The 18,421-nt window shown below is 70.4% G+C and carries 16 protein-coding genes; 5 read left to right on the top strand and 11 right to left on the bottom strand.

Annotated features, from left to right (window positions below):
- Window positions 1-35 precede the first annotated feature (35 nt).
- A complete protein-coding gene (locus ABT057_RS06880; protein WP_352341393.1) occupies window positions 36-1,385 on the top strand; it encodes a hypothetical protein in 1,350 nt (449 codons plus the stop codon).
- A gap of 306 nt (window positions 1,386-1,691) precedes the next feature.
- Here the strand turns inward: ABT057_RS06880 and ABT057_RS06875 are convergent, their stop codons facing one another.
- The 3 genes from ABT057_RS06875 to ABT057_RS06865 form a co-directional block, all read right to left on the bottom strand.
- Complete coding sequence (locus tag ABT057_RS06875; RefSeq protein ID WP_352341392.1) at window positions 1,692-2,474, bottom strand: serine protease; 783 nt, start codon at window positions 2,472-2,474, stop codon at window positions 1,692-1,694.
- A gap of 377 nt (window positions 2,475-2,851) precedes the next feature.
- Window positions 2,852-3,490, bottom strand: a complete 639-nt coding sequence (locus ABT057_RS06870; protein WP_352341391.1) for a hypothetical protein — start codon at window positions 3,488-3,490, stop codon at window positions 2,852-2,854.
- Between the two features lie 103 nt (window positions 3,491-3,593).
- Window positions 3,594-4,202 carry a YceI family protein gene (locus tag ABT057_RS06865; protein ID WP_352341390.1) on the bottom strand — a complete coding sequence of 203 codons (609 nt, stop codon included), beginning with the start codon at window positions 4,200-4,202 and terminating at the stop codon, window positions 3,594-3,596.
- 324 nt (window positions 4,203-4,526) lie between these two features.
- Here ABT057_RS06865 and ABT057_RS06860 point away from each other — a divergent pair, with 324 nt between their 5' ends.
- From ABT057_RS06860 to ABT057_RS06850, 3 genes are all read left to right on the top strand, one after another.
- Window positions 4,527-6,131 carry an acyl-CoA carboxylase subunit beta gene (locus ABT057_RS06860; protein WP_352341389.1) on the top strand — a complete coding sequence of 535 codons (1,605 nt, stop codon included), beginning with the start codon at window positions 4,527-4,529 and terminating at the stop codon, window positions 6,129-6,131.
- Between the two features lie 57 nt (window positions 6,132-6,188).
- Window positions 6,189-6,383, top strand: coding sequence for an acyl-CoA carboxylase subunit epsilon (locus ABT057_RS06855; protein WP_352341388.1), 195 nt, complete (start codon window positions 6,189-6,191; stop codon window positions 6,381-6,383).
- Window positions 6,384-6,451: 68 nt separating this feature from the next.
- Window positions 6,452-6,955, top strand: a complete 504-nt coding sequence (locus ABT057_RS06850; RefSeq protein WP_352341387.1) for a hypothetical protein — start codon at window positions 6,452-6,454, stop codon at window positions 6,953-6,955.
- A gap of 60 nt (window positions 6,956-7,015) precedes the next feature.
- Here ABT057_RS06850 and ABT057_RS06845 read toward each other — a convergent pair whose 3' ends face one another.
- From ABT057_RS06845 to ABT057_RS06810, 8 genes are all read right to left on the bottom strand, one after another.
- Window positions 7,016-7,597, bottom strand: a complete 582-nt coding sequence (locus ABT057_RS06845; protein WP_026248371.1) for a GTP-binding protein — start codon at window positions 7,595-7,597, stop codon at window positions 7,016-7,018.
- Window positions 7,578-8,162: a DUF742 domain-containing protein gene (locus ABT057_RS06840; RefSeq protein WP_352341386.1), complete on the bottom strand. Its 585-nt coding sequence runs from the start codon at window positions 8,160-8,162 to the stop codon at window positions 7,578-7,580. The genes ABT057_RS06845 and ABT057_RS06840 overlap by 20 nt, the downstream gene beginning before the upstream one ends.
- A gap of 94 nt (window positions 8,163-8,256) precedes the next feature.
- Window positions 8,257-8,670: a roadblock/LC7 domain-containing protein gene (locus ABT057_RS06835; protein WP_004983065.1), complete on the bottom strand. Its 414-nt coding sequence runs from the start codon at window positions 8,668-8,670 to the stop codon at window positions 8,257-8,259.
- A gap of 10 nt (window positions 8,671-8,680) precedes the next feature.
- Window positions 8,681-11,977 carry a sensor histidine kinase gene (locus tag ABT057_RS06830; RefSeq protein ID WP_352341385.1) on the bottom strand — a complete coding sequence of 1,099 codons (3,297 nt, stop codon included), beginning with the start codon at window positions 11,975-11,977 and terminating at the stop codon, window positions 8,681-8,683.
- Window positions 11,978-12,352: 375 nt separating this feature from the next.
- On the bottom strand, window positions 12,353-12,928 hold the full coding sequence (locus tag ABT057_RS06825) for a GTP-binding protein (protein ID WP_030793795.1): 576 nt from the start codon (window positions 12,926-12,928) through the stop codon (window positions 12,353-12,355).
- Complete coding sequence (locus ABT057_RS06820; protein ID WP_009190816.1) at window positions 12,909-13,307, bottom strand: DUF742 domain-containing protein; 399 nt, start codon at window positions 13,305-13,307, stop codon at window positions 12,909-12,911. The genes ABT057_RS06825 and ABT057_RS06820 overlap by 20 nt, the downstream gene beginning before the upstream one ends.
- A 112-nt stretch (window positions 13,308-13,419) precedes the next feature.
- Window positions 13,420-13,833: a roadblock/LC7 domain-containing protein gene (locus ABT057_RS06815; RefSeq protein ID WP_003993189.1), complete on the bottom strand. Its 414-nt coding sequence runs from the start codon at window positions 13,831-13,833 to the stop codon at window positions 13,420-13,422.
- A gap of 9 nt (window positions 13,834-13,842) precedes the next feature.
- A complete protein-coding gene (locus ABT057_RS06810) occupies window positions 13,843-17,649 on the bottom strand; it encodes a sensor histidine kinase (protein WP_352341384.1) in 3,807 nt (1,268 codons plus the stop codon).
- A 579-nt stretch (window positions 17,650-18,228) separates the two neighbouring features.
- On the opposite strand from ABT057_RS06810, the gene ABT057_RS06805 reads away from it, so the two are divergent.
- Entirely contained in the window at window positions 18,229-18,417 is a 189-nt protein-coding gene (locus tag ABT057_RS06805; RefSeq protein WP_352341383.1) for a hypothetical protein, read from the top strand.
- Window positions 18,418-18,421 lie beyond the last annotated feature (4 nt).

Below are 18,421 nucleotides of genomic sequence, written 5' to 3'. Positions count from 1 at the left end.
GACCGATTTAGTAGAGCTTCGGGTAGTTTCGAAGCATGAAGGGTGTCGTACGGCCCCGAAGCCTCCCGGTGCTCCTGGCGGCCCTGGCGTTGGCGTTCCTCACCGTGCTCGCGCCCCGGGCGGCCGCCGAGACCAGCGTGTCGAGGATCGCCGACGCCCTGCGGGAGAGCCCGGTCTACGTCGATCCGGCCGCCTCGGCCCAGCTCTCCCAGGCGGACGCGCACGCACTCCAGCGGCGGATCGAGGGCGCCGACAAGCCGCTCTTCGTCGCCGTCCTCCCGGCCGGCTATCCGACCGCGGACCTCTTCACGGACCTCCGCACGGCCACCGGCGTCACCGGCCTGTACGCGATCCGCCTGGGCGACCGCTTCGACGCCCGCGCCGACTCCTCCGTCCTGCCGCGGACGGCCGTGCGGAACCTGGTCCGCAGCGTCCAGGGCGAACGGGACGCCGGCGCCCAGCTGGCCGACTTCACCGACCGGGCCCTGGCGAACATGGGCGGCTCGGCACCCTCGTCCTGGGGGTCGTCCGACGGTGCCGGGGTCTCCACGGCCGCGCTGGTCACCGCGGGCGTGGTGCTGGTCGCGGGCGGCGCGGGCGCGTACGCCGTGGTCCGCCGCGGCCGCCGCCGGCACGCGGAGGAGCGGCGGGCCGCGCTGGAGCGGCTGAGGGTGGTCGTCGACGAGGACATCACCGCCTACGGCGAGGAACTGGACCGCCTGGACTTCCACCCGGCCGAGCCGGGCGCCGACGACGCGATGCGCGCCGACTACGAACGTGCCCTGGACGCCTACGAACAGGCGAAGACGACGATGGCCGCGGCCACCAGGCCGGAGGACGTCCGTCCGGTCACCCGGACCCTGGAGGACGGCCGTTTCTCGCTGGCCCTGCTCGCCGCCCGCCGCGAGCGCCGCCCGCTCCCCGAACGCCGTCCGCCCTGCTTCTTCGACCCGCGCCACGGCCCCTCCGTCACCGACGCCGCCTGGACCCCGCCCGGCGGGTCCCCGCGCGAGGTCCCGGTCTGCGCGGCGGACGCCACCCGGCTGGCCGACGGCCGCGACCCGGTGATCCGCGAGGTCGACAGCGACTACGGCCGCCGGCCCTACTGGGAGGCCGGCCCCGCCTACGGCCCCTGGGCCGGCGGCTACTTCGGCGGCGGCCTGCTCCCCGGCCTCCTCGTCGGCACCATGCTCGGCGGCCTCATGTCCGCCCCGTCGTACGCGGCCGACTACGGCACCGGCTACGGCGACTTCGGCGGGGGCGGCTACGACGGCGGTGACGTCTCCGGCGGCGACTTCGACCCGGGCGACTTCGGCGGAGGTTTCGGCGACGGCGGCGGGGGAGGTGACTTCGGGGGCGGCGGTGACTTCGGCGGCGGTTTCTAGTGCCGCGGCAGGCAACGTCTGCCCGTCGAGGAGCGGCGTCCGGCGCGTGCTCTCGGCGTGGCGGGTGCAAGCCCTCGTACTGGATGTACTTGGGCTTGTGCCCGGTGCGGCGGTGGGGGCCCCTCCCGCTCGAGCGAAGTCGAGAGTGGGGGAGCGTGCCGGGCGTCGCGACGGGGCGAACGTCGCCTGCTGCGGCACTAGCGCTGTGACCGGGCCTGGCCAGGCCCGGGTACGGGCACGGGCCCGGCGCGGTGCGTCGCCGGGCCCGTGGATCTCGGATGCGTCAGGGAGCCGGGATCCCCGGCGTCAGAGGGAGGCCGCGGCGGACGCGATGGCCGAGGCGAAGGTGGACACCTCGGAGTAGACGCCGGGCGCGTTGGGGCGGGCGCAGCCGATGCCCCAGCTCACGATGCCGACCTGGATCCACTCGTTGTTCGCGTCCCGGCGGAACATCGGGCCGCCGGAGTCGCCCTGGCAGGTGTCGACGCCGCCCGAGGCGTACCCGGCGCAGATCTCGTCGCTCGCGACCAGCCCGCTGTAGCCGCTGTACGCCCGGCAGGTCGCGTCGCTCACGAACGGCACGGTGGCCTTGAGCAGGTAGCGCTGCTGGGCGCCGCCCTCGGTCGCCGAGCCCCAGCCGGCGATGGTGAAGGTGCCGGTGTTGTACTGCGTGGTGGTGGCGATCTTCAGCGTCGGCAGGTTGATGGGCGCGGCGAGCTTGATGAGCGCCCAGTCCTTGCCGGCGCCGTTGTATCCGGGGGCCCGGTAGACGTAAGTGGACTTGACCTGGACCCGGCCGGTGGTGGACTGCAGGTCCACGACGCCGGCGGTGGCGGTGATGCCGGTGTTGGCGCCGGTGCCGCTCACGCAGTGCGCGGCGGTCAGCACGATCTGCTGGGTGTAGAGGGCGCCGCCGCAGCCCATGGAGAGCCGGACCATGAACGGGAACTCGCTCTGTGCGGCGCGGGTTCCGCCGACGACGGGGGAGGGGGCGGCCTGCGCGGCGGAGACCGGCTGGAGGCTCGCGATGGCGAGGGCGGTCGCGCCGGCGGCCGCGAGTCTCCTGAGGGCGGTGAGGAGCTTCTTCAAGGTCTGCCTCCGTGGGGGGTGGAGAGTGTGTATGACGTGCCCATGTCAGATCACACGGCAAAGAAAATCCCATGCGCTGGCATGGTCGGGTCAAATCTGTTGCTGGATTATGTGAACCCTGTGAGCCCGTGCACAAGGGGGGTGATTCGGCCACGCACGGAGGGACGGGGCCGAGCGAGTGGCAAACGGCCGCGCAGGCCGACGAGTTCACGAACGGCGGCGGGTTCCTCGGCCGCGCGCCGCCGCCGAGCGCCCGGAAACCGCCCCCGCTCCCGCGCCGTACCGGCCACATGCAGGGCGAGGGCGGTCTTGCCGACTCCGGCTCCGGGACCCCGCCCCGGAAGTCCGGTGCCGGCGGGGAAGCGAAGGGGCAGGCGTCAGTCCTGCGCCGCCGACTTCGCGAAGTCGATCAGGTCCTGGAAGTCGATCGCGCCGGGATCACCGTGTTCGTTCTCCGGGACGTGCATGTGCCCGCACACCCCCTTGAACGCGTTCCACCGCGCGTGGCTCATCCGCTGCCCGCCCCCGTTGCCCACGGACTTCGGGTACGCGGGCCACAGCGCCGGTCCGCGCAGTGGCACGTCGTGGTGGATGTGCATCCACGCCAGGTACTGGGCGACCGCGCGCAGGGCCCACTCGGGGGCCTTGGGCCAGTAGACGTGGGCCAGGTCGCTCGTCTTCCACTTGGTGTGCAGGCGGGGGTCGCAGGTGCCGACCAGCTCCACCTGGCAGACGTTCAGGGTGTTGGTCTCGACACCGCCGTGCAGGTTGACCAGCGCGCGTGAGGAGATGTCGATGTCGAAGTGCTGATACCACCTCAGCCGTCTGGCGGCGAAGTCGGGCACCGCGGTCAGGTTCGGCGCGCTCGCCCCGCCCTGGTAGTCGGGGAGTGAGCGGCCCTCGGTGGTGTGCAGGACGACGGCGTTGACCTCCATGCGGTCACCGCCGAACCTGCTCTGGTACCAGTGGTCGCGGTTCGCGCCCGGGTAGTGCTGGGGTCCGGTCATGGTGCTCATGACCGCGACTGTGGCACAGGTCACAGGGTAGGGGTCGGTGATGGAATGATTCCGACCCCTATACGCCTGTTTCCGCTGGTTCCTGTCCCTTTCGGGCCTCAGCTCACGCGTTCTTGATCGCCGAGATGTCGAAGTTCAGCTTGATCTTGTCGGAGACGAGCACACCGCCCGTCTCCAGCGCCGCGTTCCAGGTCAGACCCCACTCGGAGCGGAGTATCTCCGCCTTGCCCTCGAAGCCGACGCGCTCGTTGCCGAACGGGTCCTTGGCGGCGCCGTTGAACTCGAGGTCGATGGTGAGGGCCTTGGTGACGCCGAGGAGGCTGAGTTCACCGGTGATGCGGTAGTCGTCGCCGCCCAGTGCCTCGGCGGAGGTGGAGCGGAAGGTCATCGTCGGGAACTCGTCGGTCTTGAAGAAGTCCGAGCTCTTGAGGTGGCCGTCGCGGTCCGCGGATCCGGTGTCGATGCTGTCCATCGTGACGTCCACCGTGGCGGTCGACAGGGACGGGTCGGCGCCGTCCAGGTGAAGAGCGCCGGTGAAGTCGCCGAACTTGCCCTTGACGTTGGTGACCATCGCGTGGCGGGCGACGAAGCCGATCGTCGAGTGGGCCGGGTCGATGGTGTAGTCGCCGGTGAGGGCGGCGAGCTCGGGGTTCACGGCGGTGGCCGTGGCCTCGGTGGCCTCGGTGCTGTCCTTGCGGCCGAAGATGCCCATGGTGTGCTCCTTGAGGACGGGGAAGATCGTTGACGTTGAATCTTCAACGATGTCAACGTGGGTAACGATAGGCCTATTCCGTCCCGCGGCCCATGAGGCTCGCCGCGTCACTCCGACGGCGGAACCCCGAGGGCGCGCCCACCCCCCGATGTGAAGCGGGTCTCACCCTCGGCCTTTGTGAGACCCCTACAACGGGCAGGCGGTCTGACCAGTCAGAACGGCTGCATGCCCCTGGGGTTCTGTTCAGTGGTACCAGGAAAACGCACCGGAGACTGTACGGAGTCGACGTCTCGCTTTCCTTGGTGCTCTTCGTAAGGTCGCTACATGACCGTTTTGGAAGAGACGACGGGTGAGCCGACCGCGGAGCCTGTGGAGCCCACGGACGCGCGCGGGCGGGTGTCCGAGCTGCACGAGATCCGTGCGCAGGCGCTGGCCGGCCCGAGCGAGAAGGCGACCCAGGCGCAGCACGCCAAGGGCAAGCTGACCGCCCGGGAGCGCATCGAGCTGCTTCTCGACCCGGGGTCCTTCCAGGAGGTCGAACAGCTGCGCAGGCACCGGGCGACCGGGTTCGGCCTGGAGGGCAAGAAGCCGTTCACCGACGGTGTCATCACCGGCTGGGGCACGGTGGAGGGCCGTACGGTCTTCGTCTACGCCCACGACTTCCGCATCTTCGGCGGCGCCCTGGGCGAGGCCCACGCCACGAAGATCCACAAGATCATGGACATGGCCATCGCGGCCGGCGCGCCGCTGGTGTCGCTCAACGACGGCGCCGGCGCCCGTATCCAGGAGGGCGTCTCCGCCCTCGCCGGCTACGGCGGCATCTTCCAGCGCAACACCCGGGCGTCCGGGGTCATCCCGCAGATCAGCGTGATGCTCGGCCCCTGCGCGGGCGGCGCGGCCTACAGCCCCGCCCTCACCGACTTCGTGTTCATGGTCCGCGAGACCTCGCAGATGTTCATCACCGGCCCGGACGTCGTCAAGGCGGTCACCGGCGAGGAGATCACGCAGAACGGCCTCGGCGGCGCGGACGTGCACGCCGAGACGAGCGGCGTGTGCCACTTCGCCTACGACGATGAGGAGACCTGCATCGCGGAGGTGCGCTACCTCCTGTCGCTGCTGCCGCAGAACAACCGCGAGAACCCCCCGCGGGCCGAGTCGAGCGACCCCGCCGACCGCCGCGGCGACGTCCTGCTCGACCTGGTCCCGGCGGACGGCAACCGGCCGTACGACATGACCAAGGTCATCGAGGAGATCGTCGACGACGGCGAGTACCTCGAGGTCCACGAGCGCTGGGCGCGCAACATCATCTGCGCGCTGGCCCGCCTCGACGGCCAGGTCGTCGGCATCATCGCCAACCAGCCGCAGACGCTGGCGGGCGTCCTGGACATCGAGGCCTCGGAGAAGGCCGCGCGCTTTGTCCAGATGTGTGACGCTTTCAACATCCCGATCGTCACGTTCCTGGACGTCCCCGGGTTCCTCCCGGGTGTCGACCAGGAGCACGGCGGCATCATCCGCCACGGCGCGAAGCTGCTCTACGCCTACTGCAACGCGACCGTGCCGCGGATCTCGCTGATCCTGCGCAAGGCGTACGGAGGTGCCTACATCGTCATGGACAGCCAGTCCATCGGCGCCGACCTCACCTACGCGTGGCCGACGAACGAGATCGCCGTGATGGGCGCCGAAGGCGCGGCCAACGTCATCTTCCGACGCCAGATCGCCGGCGCCGAGGACCCCGAGGCCATGCGGGCCCGCATGGTCAAGGAGTACAAGTCCGAGCTGATGCACCCGTACTACGCGGCGGAACGCGGCCTGGTCGACGACGTCATCGACCCCGCACAGACCCGCGAGGTGCTGATCCGGTCCCTGGCGATGCTCCACTCCAAGCACGCCGACCTGCCCTCCCGCAAGCACGGCAACCCCCCGCAGTAACCCGGCGGACTTTCCGCGACACCCCTGCGGAAACCTCTCTCACGGAGACTGACACCCATGAACACTCCCGACATCCGCGTCGAGAAGGGCCACGCCGAGCCCGAGGAAGTCGCCGCCATCACGGCGATCCTCCTGGCCCGCGCCGCCGCCCGCACCTCCGAGCCGACCTCCGCCCACCGAGGGCGCGTCAAGGCGGGCTGGCGCCGCCTCGAGCGCGAGGGAGGCTTCCGAGCCCCCCACAGCTGGCGCTAGGCTGCGCCGCAGAGCCATTGAAGGGCCCCTCCGCCGAGAGGGGCCCTTCTCGCATGCGGGGAGGGACCGTGGCCTTGCCGGCGGAACTCGTGGACCGGGTGGGGCGGATCGACGCCTTGCTGAGGCCCATCGCGCAGCGACCGGTGGACACCGCCGACCCCGGCTGGGAGACCCGCATGCGCGAGGGGCCGCGGCCGCTGGACGAGGCGGACGTCCGGGCGGAGGCCGAAGCCGCACTGCGCGAGCTGCTCACCCTTTACCGGCACGGCGACGAACAGGACCGCGCCGCCGTACGCGCCCTGCTGGACCGCTGCTCCTCGTTCCGGTGGGCGACGCACCTGCCGTACGAACACACCCCCGACGGGTTCCGGCAGCAGCTGCTCCATCTGTCCGCCCGGGACCACGGGAACGACACCCGCGACGAGCTGGTCGAGCTGCACGACCTGTGCGCCGAGGCACGGCGGGCCGGGGTCGACATCCGGCCACTGCTGCTGGAGGTGGCCGAACTCTCCAGCACCGAGGACAAGTACGGGATGGGGTCCCTCCAGGCGCTCCTGCGGGCCGCGGGGTGACGTGAAACGGCCCCTGCGCCCTCCCCGAGGGAGGCGCAGGGGCCGTTTCACGCCGGAGACCTACCGCAGGCGCGCCATCAGGGCGTGCTCCACGAGAGTGATGAGGGCCGACTTGGCGTCCGCGCGGTGGCGGGCGTCCGTCGTGATGATCGGGGTGTCCGGGCCGATCTGCAGGGCCTCGCGGACCTCGTCCGGGTTGTACGGCTGGTTGCCGTCGAACCCGTTGAGAGCGATCACGAAGGGAAGACCCGAGTTCTCGAAGTAGTCGACCGCGGGGAAGCAGTCGGCGAGGCGTCGGGTGTCCACCAGGACGATCGCGCCGATCGCGCCGCGCACCAGGTCGTCCCACATGAACCAGAAGCGGTCCTGGCCGGGCGTACCGAAGAGGTACAGGATCAGGTCCTGGTCCAGGGTGATACGGCCGAAGTCCATGGCCACCGTGGTGGTGGTCTTGTCTCCGGTGTGGGTGAGGTCGTCGATGCCTGCCGAAGCAGACGTCATGACGGCCTCGGTACGCAGCGGGTTGATCTCCGAGACGGCCCCGACGAACGTGGTCTTGCCCACGCCGAAGCCACCCGCCACCACGATCTTCGCCGAGGTGGTGGAGCGGGAAGGACCGCCGCTAGAGCTTGCGAAGTCCACTGAGCACCCTTTCGAGCAGTGTCACGTCTGGCTGGCCGCCGGCGCTTTCGTCGCCGCCGGGCTGATGGATGGCGACCAGTCCCGCCTCCGCCAAGTCGGCGACGAGGATCCTGGCCACGCCGAGAGGGATTGTCAGGAGGGCCGAGATCTCGGCTACCGACTTGATCTCACGGCAGAGGTTGCAGATCCGCTGATGCTCGGGCAACTGGCCCTGCATCTGGTGCGGCTGCGCAGTGGTGTGCACCAGCGCCTCGATGGCGAGCTGGTAGCGCGGGCGGGTCCGGCCGCCGGTCATGGCGTACGGACGCACCAGGGGGTTGTTCGACGCCCCGGCGGGCGACGGCTCGGGGGTGCGGCGATGCGGCTGTACGGGCTGGATGCGCGGGGCCGGCGGCTGGTCGTACGGCGACGGACCGGGACCCTGGGGGCCCTGTGTGTACGGCCGCTGCTGGCTGGGGGCGGAGGGGAAGTTGTAACGGTTCGGGTTCTGGGAACCGTCGCCCGGGCCCTGGGGAGGACCGTACGACCAGTTACCCGAATGTGAACCGCCTGGGGGTGTTGCCACTTTCTCCTCCTCCGACTGTGCCGGGCACCCATCAATGTGGAGCCGCGTCCCGAAACACTACGGCCTCGGGACGCCAAAACGCACCGTCCGACTGTTAGTTGAGAAGGCTCCCTTGGAGCTCCGCACGAAGGTCGGGCGTCAGAACCGTGCCGGCACGGTCCACCAGAAGCGCCATCTCGTACCCAATGAGGCCGATGTCCGCCTCCGGATGAGCGAGAACCGCGAGGGACGAACCGTCGGAGATGGACATGATGAACAGGAATCCCCGCTCCATCTCCACAACCGTCTGGTTCACGCTGCCGCCCTCGAAGATCCGGGAGGCGCCTGCCGTCAGTGACGTCAGACCGGAGGCGACGGCCGCGAGCTGGTCGGCGCGGTCGCGGGGGAAGCCTTCGGACATCGCCAGAAGGAGTCCGTCGGCGGAGACCACCACCGTGTGGGACACCCCCGGGGTGTTGTCCACGAAGTTGGTGATCAACCAGTTCAGGTTCTGTGCCGCCTGGCTCATCGGGCTCACACTAACGCTCCTGGTTGTAGGTGCTGTCAGGACCGAAGCCCTGGCCGTTCGTTTCACTGCTGCCTGCGCTGCGTCCTCGTTGGACGCCCCGGCGCAGGTTGCTCAGCCTGCCCCGGACGTCCTCCGGAGCGCGGGAGACCTGTGGGCCTCCCTGAGGGGTGCTCTCGGCGGCGCCCTCGACCAGGTTGGCCTTGGGCACCCGCCGCGGCAGACCGGACGAGGTGACCCCGCCTGCCTTGGGTTTCCGGAGCGCCGAGGCCTGCTGCCAGCGCTCGTCGTTCGCCGAACGCCAGGAGCCGGTGCCGTTGCTCTCCGGGGTGGGGGCCGGCGTTTCCTGGTTCGCGGGCCGCACGGCGCCGTTCGAACCGCTCGCCGCGGTGGATCCACGGCGGGGAAGCCCGGCGTCGGTCAGCGCGTGGACGGCGGAAGGGGCCGGTCCCGGACGGTCGAAGCCTACGCGGTCCTGCTCACTCGCGTCAGCGGCCTTCGTGGATTCCGCTTCCGGAGCGTACTGGTCCGGGTAGCCGTTCTGGTAACCGGTCTGCTGGGGCCAGTCGTCCTGGTAGGGCTTCTCCTCGTACGCCTGGTAGCCGTCGGCCGCGTTGGCGTGCGCGGGCGGGTGCTCCTCCTGAGCGGGCTCCGCATACGTGGGGTCCGGGTAGCCGCCGTTCGAGGAGAAGGACTCGCCCTGCGGCAGGCCGGCGTTCGGCGCGAAGTACTGGTCGTCGTACGCCGGGCGCTGCTGCTCCTCGTACGGCGCCTGCTGCTGCTCCTCGTACGGCGTCCCGCCGTGCTGACCGTTCTGGCCGTGCAGACCGTCGAAGCCGCCGGGCTGCTCGACGTAGGACGTCCCGCCGCTGTCGTAGCCGGTCGGGGCCGGGTCGAAGCCGTTGTCGTACGAGGGCTGTGCCTGCGGGGCGGCGTCGAAGCCCTCGGTGAACGCGGGGATCTCCTGCGTCTGCTGAGGGTGGCCGGACTGGGACTCCAGGGCCGCCTTGCGCTCCTCGCGCATCAGCGAGCGGCCCACCGGGTCCAGGTCGCGCAGGTCGTCGGGGACGTCGTAGCGGCTGTCGTCGAAGCCGAGTTCGGCGGCCGTGCGCATCGGCAGACCGTTGTTGAAGTCCTCGCCCGGGAGCTGCTGCTCCGGGATGATCTGCGAGACCGTGAACTCGTCGCGCTCCGGGTGCTGCTGCTGCTCGCCGCCGCCACCGTGGGTGATGGCGTCCGGGAGCATGACCAGCGAGGTGGTGCCGGCCTGCTCGCCCGAGGGACGCAGCTGGACGCGGATGCCGTGCCGGTCGGACAGCCGGCCGACCACGAACAGACCCATGCGCTGCGAGATCGCGGCGTCCACGGTCGGCGGGTTGGCCAGCTTGTGGTTGATGTCCGCGAAGTCCTCGGCGGTGAGGCCGATGCCCTTGTCGTGGATCTCGATCATGACCCGGCCGTCGGGGAGACGGGTGGCCGTGACGCGGACCTTGGTCTGCGGGGAGGAGAACGTCGTCGCGTTCTCCAGCAGCTCGGCGAGCAGGTGCACGAGGTCGGTGACCGCGCGGCCGTGGATCTCGGCCTCCGGGACGCCCGACAGCTCGATGCGCTCGTACTGCTCCACCTCGGAGGAGGCGGCGCGCAGCACGTCGACCAGCGGGACCGGCTGGTCCCAGCGGCGGCCGGGCTCCTCGCCGGCGAGGACCAGGAGGTTCTCGCCGTTGCGGCGCATACGGGTCGCGAGGTGGTCCAGGCGGAAGAGGTTCTCCAGCTGGTCCGGGTCGGCCTCGTTGTTCTCCAGGTCGGTGATCAGGGTCAGCTGGCCCTCGATCAGCGACTGGTTGCGGCGCGAGAGGTTGGTGAAGATCGCGTTGATGTTGCCCCGCAGCAGGGCCTGCTCGGCGGCGAGCCGGACGGCCTCGCGGTGGACCTGGTCGAAGGCCCGCGCGACCTCGCCTATCTCGTCCCTGGTGTTGATCGGGATGGGCTGGACCCGGGTGTCCACCCGGCCTGGGTCGGTGCGCGAGAGCTGGTCGACCAGCATCGGCAGGCGCTGCTCGGCGATGCCGAACGCGGCGTTGCGCAGCTGGCGCATCGAGGTGCTCATCTGGCGGGCCATGAGCGAGGCGATGATGAACGCGGCCAGCAGGGCGATGATGACGATCGCGCCGTTGACGATGGCGTCGCGCTGGGCGTCGGAGGCGATCTGTCCGGCCTCGTCCACCGCACGGTTGATCATCTCGGTCTCGACCTGGTTGTAGCCCTCGAACTTCAGCGTCGCGGCAGACATCCACGTGGCGGCCGTGATGCCCTGCGCGGCCAGCTGAGACGGGGTCTGGCCGCTGGCGATCGCCTGGATCATCTTGTCCATCGTGGGCGGCGCGGTGAAGTTCTGGCCGGCGGCCTCCGCCTTGGCCTTCGCGGCGGCGACCTGCTGCTTGCCCTCCGCGGCCTTCTCGGTCATGACCGCGGTGAGCCGCGCCTCGTCCTGGGGGGTACCACCGGAGACGTACTCCTGCATGGCGATGCCCTCGAGGTACGCGTACGAGGTGAAGGCGGTGAGCTGCTGCCGGTAGACCTTCTCGTCGGGGCTGGGCCGGACCAGCAGGTGCATGCCGATCGCGCGCTGCAGCGACTCGGCGCCCTTGCCGAGGGCGAGCGCGTACACCGAACGGCCGTACGCGGTGATGTTGCCGGTGCCGAGGCCGAGTTCGTTGGAGAACTCCACGAGCAGGTGCTCGACGGCGACGTAGCCCTCCTCGGTCTGCACCGGTTCCATCGCCTTGCTGTAGGCGGCCGCGCGGATCTTCGTCAGCGTCGGCTCTGCCTCGTCGACCAGCTTCAGGCGGCGCTTGAGGCCCTCCTTGTCCGGCATCCCGACGGTCTCCTGGTGGAAGGCGGCAGCCTTCTCATCGGTGACGGCGCGGGCCTGCTTGACGATCGAGGAGTCCTTCTTGCTCTCCAGCAGCGGCTCCGCGGAGACGTCCCGCTCGTTGAGGAGCGCCTGGGCGTACTCACCGGCCGCGGCCACGATCTTCGCGACCTTCTCGGCGTCGCGGGCCTCCTGCCAGGTGTCGATCGAGCCCTTCACCTGGAAGCCGCCCATGACCAGGCCGACCAGCACGGGTATGAGCAGGATCGCGTTCAGCCTGGTCGGCACGCGCCAGTTGCGTGGGGACAGCCGTCCGCCGCTCTTGGCTGGTGGGGCCGGAGGCTCCGCGCCGGATACGGGGGCGGGCGCCGCTCCGCGCGGCGGCGGCGTGAAGTTGCCCCGGGCCGCAGGCTCGGGACTTTTCTTGCTTCGCCTCACTCGACCAACAACCTCTCGGCGGTCGGCACCTTTCCGTGCCGCGGTTTCTCAGAGCCCGGTCAGCCATCGACCATCAGTACGTCATTGACTATTGGGCAGTTCAGGCATTCCAGCATGACGACCTGCGCTCATCCAAACATGGAGAAGTGCTGGTTCGAAGTGATGTAAGCCCCAGATAAAACGGTCAAAAAGAACGAGCCCCGCCAAAAGGCGGGGCCTTCGTGCGCACAGCGAGACCGAGTGACCGCGATACGTTGCCATACCACCCGATTCCTCTGCCGAAACGTTATGAACACCGGAGCCGACCGTGTCAAAGGCCACAGTCGGCTCCGAAGTGTCTACGACAACTGCCGTACGGCACCGGGTATTTGAAAGTTACCGCAGTCGGGCCATCAGCGCGTGCTCGACCAGCGTGATCAGCGCGCTCTTGGCATCCGAGCGGTGCCGGGCGTCCGTCGTGATGATCGGGGTGTCCGGACCGATCTGCAGCGCCTCGCGCACCTCTTCGGGCTGGTAGGGCTGCTGACCGTCGAAGCCGTTGAGGGCGACGACGAACGGCAGACCGCTGTTCTCGAAGTAGTCGACCGCGGGGAAGCAGTCGGCGAGCCGGCGCGTGTCCACGAGCACCACCGCGCCGATCGCACCGCGCACCAGGTCGTCCCACATGAACCAGAACCGGTCCTGGCCCGGCGTACCGAAGAGGTACAGGATCAGGTCCTGGTCGAGCGTGATACGCCCGAAGTCCATCGCCACCGTGGTGGTGGTCTTGTCCCCGGTGTGGGTGAGGTCGTCGATGCCCGCACTCGCGGACGTCATGACGGCCTCCGTGCGCAGCGGGTTGATCTCGGAGACCGCTCCCACGAACGTGGTCTTGCCCACGCCGAAACCGCCCGCCACCACGATCTTCGCGGAAGTGGTGGCCCGGCCCCCGTCAGAGCTTGCGAAGTCCACTGAGCACCCTTTCGAGCAGCGTCACGTCCGGAGCGCCGCCGTTGTTCTCGTCGCCGCCCGGCTGGTGGATGGCCACCAGGCCGGCCTCGGCGAGGTCCGCGACCAGGATCCGCGCCACCCCCAGCGGCATGGCCAGCAGCGCCGAGACCTCGGCGACCGACTTGACCTCGCGGCACAGGTGGCAGATGCGCTGGTGCTCGGGAAGCAGCCCCATGAGCGCTGCCGGGTCGGCCGTGGTGCTGATCAGCGCCTCTATGGCGAGCTGGTAGCGCGGCCGGGTCCGGCCACCGGTCATCGCATACGGACGCACCAGCGGCTGGTCGCCCTCATCCCCGTACGGCTCCGCGTACGGATCATGATGGGCGGTGGGCGGGGTCATGGATCCTCCGGGCGGGACAGCATTCTCGGTCAGTCGTGCCGTCCGTCGAGGCCGGTGGGGGGATTGTGTCGGCCGGACGGTGATGTTGTGAGACGGGTGGTGCGGGGGCGGGTCAGTGGAGCAGACTGCCCTGGAGCTCGGCGCGCAGGTCCGGGGTGAGGACCGCGCCCGCGCGGTCGACGAGCAGCGCCATCTCGTAGCCGACGAGGCCGATGTCGCACTCGGGGTGCGCCAGCACGGCCAGGGAGGAGCCGTCCGAGACGGACATGAGGAAGAGGAACCCTCTTTCCATCTCGACGACGGTCTGGGCGACACTGCCGCCCTCGAAGATCCGCGAGGCACCGGCCGTGAGCGAGGTCAGCCCCGACGCGACCGCCGCCAGCTGATCGGCACGGTCGCGCGGGAAACCCTCGGACATCGCGAGCAGGAGCCCGTCGGCGGACACTACGACGGTGTGGGACACCCCAGGGGTGTTGTCCACGAAGTTGGTGATCAACCAGTTCAGGTTCTGTGCCGCCTGGCTCATCTGGCTCAACTAACGCTCCTGCGGGTGAGTGGGGCTCGGGAAACTGCCGGTCGAGCCGTTGCCGGCCTGACGACCCTGTGCGATGCCCCGACGAAGATTGGTCAGCCGGCCACGTACGTCGTCAGGCGCACGCGAGACCTGCGGACCGGTTTGGTGCTGTTGCTGCTGAGCCGTGCCCGGGACGAGGTTCGCCCGCGGTACCCGGCGCGGCAGGCCGGAGGTGGTGACGCCGCCCGCGGCCGGCTGCCGGACGCGCTCGGCCTGTCGGACGAGCTCGTCGTTGGGCGAGGTACGCCATGAGGCGCCGGTCGCGCCGGCCGCGGCGGCCGGACGCTGGGGGGCGGCCGGAGCCTGCGGCGGCGTCTGCGGAGCCTGAGAGCTCTGCGGAGCCGGAGCCTGCTCGCCCGCCTGCGGACCGCCGTGGAACCAGTTGGTCTCCAGCGTGTCGTACAGCGGGGTGCGTCCGTCGCCCGGACCCGCGGCCGGCGGCAGCGCCCAGTTGTCGTTGTCGTCGGGCCGTGCGGCGCTCCGGCTGTCGGGCGCGGGACGGCCCACGGGCCGCGGCGGAACCGGCGGCTGCGCGGAGCCGTAGCCGTTGGTTCCGTTGATCTGGGGACGCTCGAACTGTCCCGTCGAGGACGGGTCCTGGCGGCCGGGCAGCGAGTGCCGGCCGGTGGTGGAGCCGTTGAGGTCGGGCGTGGCGAACTGGCCGGTCGAGCCGTTGTCGAACGCCTGCGGAGCGAACTGGTTCGGCGCCGCCGGCGTGTTCTGCCCGGACGGGGTGCCGAAGACGTCGGAGCGGGTGAAGCCGCCGGCGTCGGGCCGGCTGGTACCGGGGCGCTGGAACTGTCCGGTGTCCTGACGGCCGCCCTGGCCCGTCCCCTGGGAACCGCCCACGGACGGGAACTGGCCGGTGCTCTGCGTACCGTTCGCGCCGCCCCGGCCGAAGTCGGCGGGACCCTGGCGCTCCTCGAAGCGGGGTATCACCGGCATCTCCGCGGTGGCGGCGGGACCCTGGCGGTCGTCGAAGCGGGGCATCCGGGAGGTCTGCGCGACGTCCGGCTCCTCGTGGCCGCGCGGGGCGTCCAGCGGGGTGCGCGGGACCGGCGGCTGGGCGTTCTCGTCGCCCCAGCTGGTCACCCGCGGCTGCGGGTTGCCGCCCGGCAGCTCGGCGCGCGGTCCACCGCGCGGCGGGAGCTGCGGCTGACGGCCGCGGCCGCCCTGCTCGGCGGTGCTGTTCCCGCGCTGCGGCGGACGTCCGCCGCCGAAGAGATCCTGGCCCTGGCCGTTCGTGCCCGAGCTCTGCAGACCCTGCGGCGAGGCCGGCGCCTGGCCGAAGCCGGCGCCCGCACCTGCCGGAGCCGGACGGCCCTGCTGCGGGGGAAGCGGAGGCTGCGGCCCGCGCGGCGGCTGGCCGCCGGGACGGCCACCGCCGTCCCGGCCGGGCAGTGCGGCCCGGGGACCCTGGCCCGCCGCGAGCCGGCCGCCGTTTCCGGGACCCGCGCCGAGAGCGCCGCCACCGGCCGGGGCACCGGCGCCGAGGGCGCCGCCCTGCTGGCCGTTCTGGCTGCTCTGACGACGGGCCGCCGCGGCACCGGCGGCGGCCTGCGCGGCGGCGGGACCGCCCGCGCTGCCGCCCTGACCGGGCTTGGGCTGCGGCTTCTTGCCGCCCTGGGCGACGTCCACGGGCAGCATGACCAGCGCGGTCGTACCACCGGAGTCGGACGGGCGCAGCTGGATGCGGATGCCGTGCCGCTGCGACAGACGACCGACCACGAAGAGGCCCATGCGCCGGGAGACGGAGACGTCCACGGTGGGCGGCGAGGCGAGCCGCTCGTTGATCGCGGCGAGGTCCTCGGGGGAGAGGCCGATACCGGTGTCGTGGATCTCGATCAGCACCCGGCCGTCGGGCAGGGCGTGACCGGTGACCTTGACCTTGGTCTGCGGCGAGGAGAACGAGGTGGCGTTCTCGAGCAGCTCGGCGAGGAGGTGCACGAGGTCGTTGACGACCCGGCCGGCCACCTCGGTGGTCGGCACGGAGGCCAGTTCGATGCGCTCGTACTGCTCCACCTCGGAGGCGGCGGCGCGGAGCACGTCGACCAGCGGGACCGGACGGGTCCAGCGGCGGCCGGGCTCCTCACCGGCGAGGACGAGGAGGTTCTCACCGTTACGGCGCATACGCGTCGCGAGGTGGTCGAGCTTGAAGAGCGAGGACAGCTGGTCCGGGTCGGCCTCGCGGGACTCCAGTTCGGAGATCAGCGACAGCTGGCGCTGGATCAGACCCTGGGAGCGGCGCGAGAGGTTGGTGAACATCGCGTTGACGTTGCCCCGCAGCAGGGCCTGCTCGGCGGCGAGGCGGACCGCCTCGCGGTGCACGTCGTCGAAGGCCGCGGCCACCTGGCCGATCTCGTCCCGGGAGTGCACACCGACCGACTCGACGGAGGTGTCGACGTCCTGCGGGTCGGACTCGGAGAGCTGCTTGACCAGCTCGGGCAGCCGGTCCTGGGCGACCTTGGTGGCGGTCTCCTGGAGCCGGCGCAGCGAGCGGATCATGGACCGGGCGACGACGAACGCGCCGACCAGCGACACACCGAGGACGAGCAGGATGAGCGCACCCGAGATGATCGCTTCGCGCTCGGCCTCGGCGCGCAGCTCACGCGCCTTCTGCTCCATCTGCTCGAGCAGCGTGTGCTCGATGTTGTTCATCTGCCGGATCTTGGTCGTCGAGTCGTCGACCCAGTCCTGGTACGACCGCTTGTCCTGCGAGGTCAGACCGCTGGCGGAGCTGAGGGCGCGGGAGGCGTAGGTGTCGGACTCCTCGATGACCGCGTTGTTCGACTCGATCGGGCTCAGCAGTTCCTCGGCGCCGTCGTCGCCGTAGATGCTGCGGAAACTCGAGAGCTCGGAGTCCTCGTTCTCGAGCGCGGCCTCGGCGTACTGCCGGTCGTTGTCCGAGAGGGAGCCGTAGTCCGTGTTGTTCGCGGGCAGCGCCGCGGCGAGCACGGCGCGCTGGACGGAGGCGTACTCCTTGGCGGAGGAGAAGGCGGCCAGCGCGCGGGTGCGCTGGATCATCTCCGGGTTGCTGGTGGCCTGCGCCATGTCCTGCGAGAGGTCCAGCAGACCCGTGATGAGGCGGTGGTAGGCGTCGACCGTCTGGGAGGAGTTCCTCTTCTCCACGTAGGCGTTCGCGCGGACCTTCTGGAGGTTGGTCAGGTCGGCGAGCAGACCGATGAGGCTGTCACGGACGCCCTGGAGGTTGCCGTCGCTGGTCGCGCCGTTGATCTCCTCCGAGGCGTCCTGGAAGGCGGTCACGGCCCGGTCCGTCTTGGTCCGGTAGCCCTTGATGCCGTCCTCGGTCGCCTTGGTGCCGTGCGCGAGGGGGCCGGCCGAGCGGTCGCGCTCCTCCTGGAGGGCGACGGCGAGCTCGGTGGCCTGCTTCGTCATGTCCGTCAGCAGCTTCATGTTGTCGAGCTGCTTGATGTCGTCCATGGACTGGTTGATGCGCAGGGCGCCCAGCGAGGTGGCCGCGACCACCGGCAGGGTCAGCAGGGCCACCAGTCGTGTCGAGATGCGCCAGTTGCGCAGCGCCACACGTGAGCCGGGGCCGACGGGGCCGGCCGGCGGCTTGACCGCCGGTACCGGAGGAAGGGAGCTCGGCGAAGCGGACGCGCCGGGGCGCCCTGGGCGCTCACCGCCGTCGCCGGACGGGGCCGGGCCCGGGTTCTGGGCGTGCTGGGGCGAGGAACCGCGGTCGGTCCCGCCGTGCGGCTCCGGCTCCGCCGAAGCACTGCCATCCCTCTTGAAACGTCCCTGCACTAGCGTCGCAACCTCTGGACCAGGCGCCCTTCCGGGTGAACGGAAGGACGGTGTCGGCGTGTTGAGGGGACGCCCTGAATTGCGCCCCTCGAAACGGTCTGAGTGACCGGCTTACCGGCGCTGGCTCCCCCAATCTCGCCGCCACTCGGCGCTGGTGCGCCCCCTGTGCGCCGGCTCGATCCTGCGGCGGTCCGTGAGATTCCAGCACAGTGCCGGATCTCCAACAAGGTGTGTTGGCCGGGCTGTGACATGCGTGACAGTTTGTGAGGCCCAGGTTACGGGGCGTAGAAAGTGATCCCGAGTAAAGCGGGCATAAGGGTGCGAAGCAATGGGGGGTGGTGCGTGTCCCAGTCGCCATGATCAGGAGCGGAATGAGTGCTTCAGGGGGTCAATGTCCGTTTCGCGGCGGCCGATCGCCAGCCTGAATTGACCGGAATGACCCTCAACGCGTGAGGAAACTCACACGGTGATCATGCCACCTTCACGCGTTCACCGGGAATGGCATGTTTAGCCTGAGCCTTTACAGAAATGGCAAATCCGACAACCCGGCGCCCCGACGAGACAAGGCCTAGAACAACGGTGAAGACGACGCAGATGTTCCACAAGATCGCCAACCCGCGGCGCACGACGCTGGCGCACCTTCAGGACGCCGACGAGCTCCGGCTCCCGGAGCAGCCCGAACACTCCGCCGATCTTCCCACGCAGACTGCCAACCCCAGGCGCACCATCCTCATGGAAGCCCCGGTCGCGGCCTCCGTCACGGAGTAGATAC

The sequence above is a fragment of the Streptomyces sp. NPDC002588 genome (assembly GCF_040295925.1).
Classification (GTDB): Bacteria; Actinomycetota; Actinomycetes; order Streptomycetales; family Streptomycetaceae; genus Streptomyces.
Note: the sequence above shows the minus strand (reverse complement) of the source record. Positions and strands in the feature narration are given on the sequence as shown.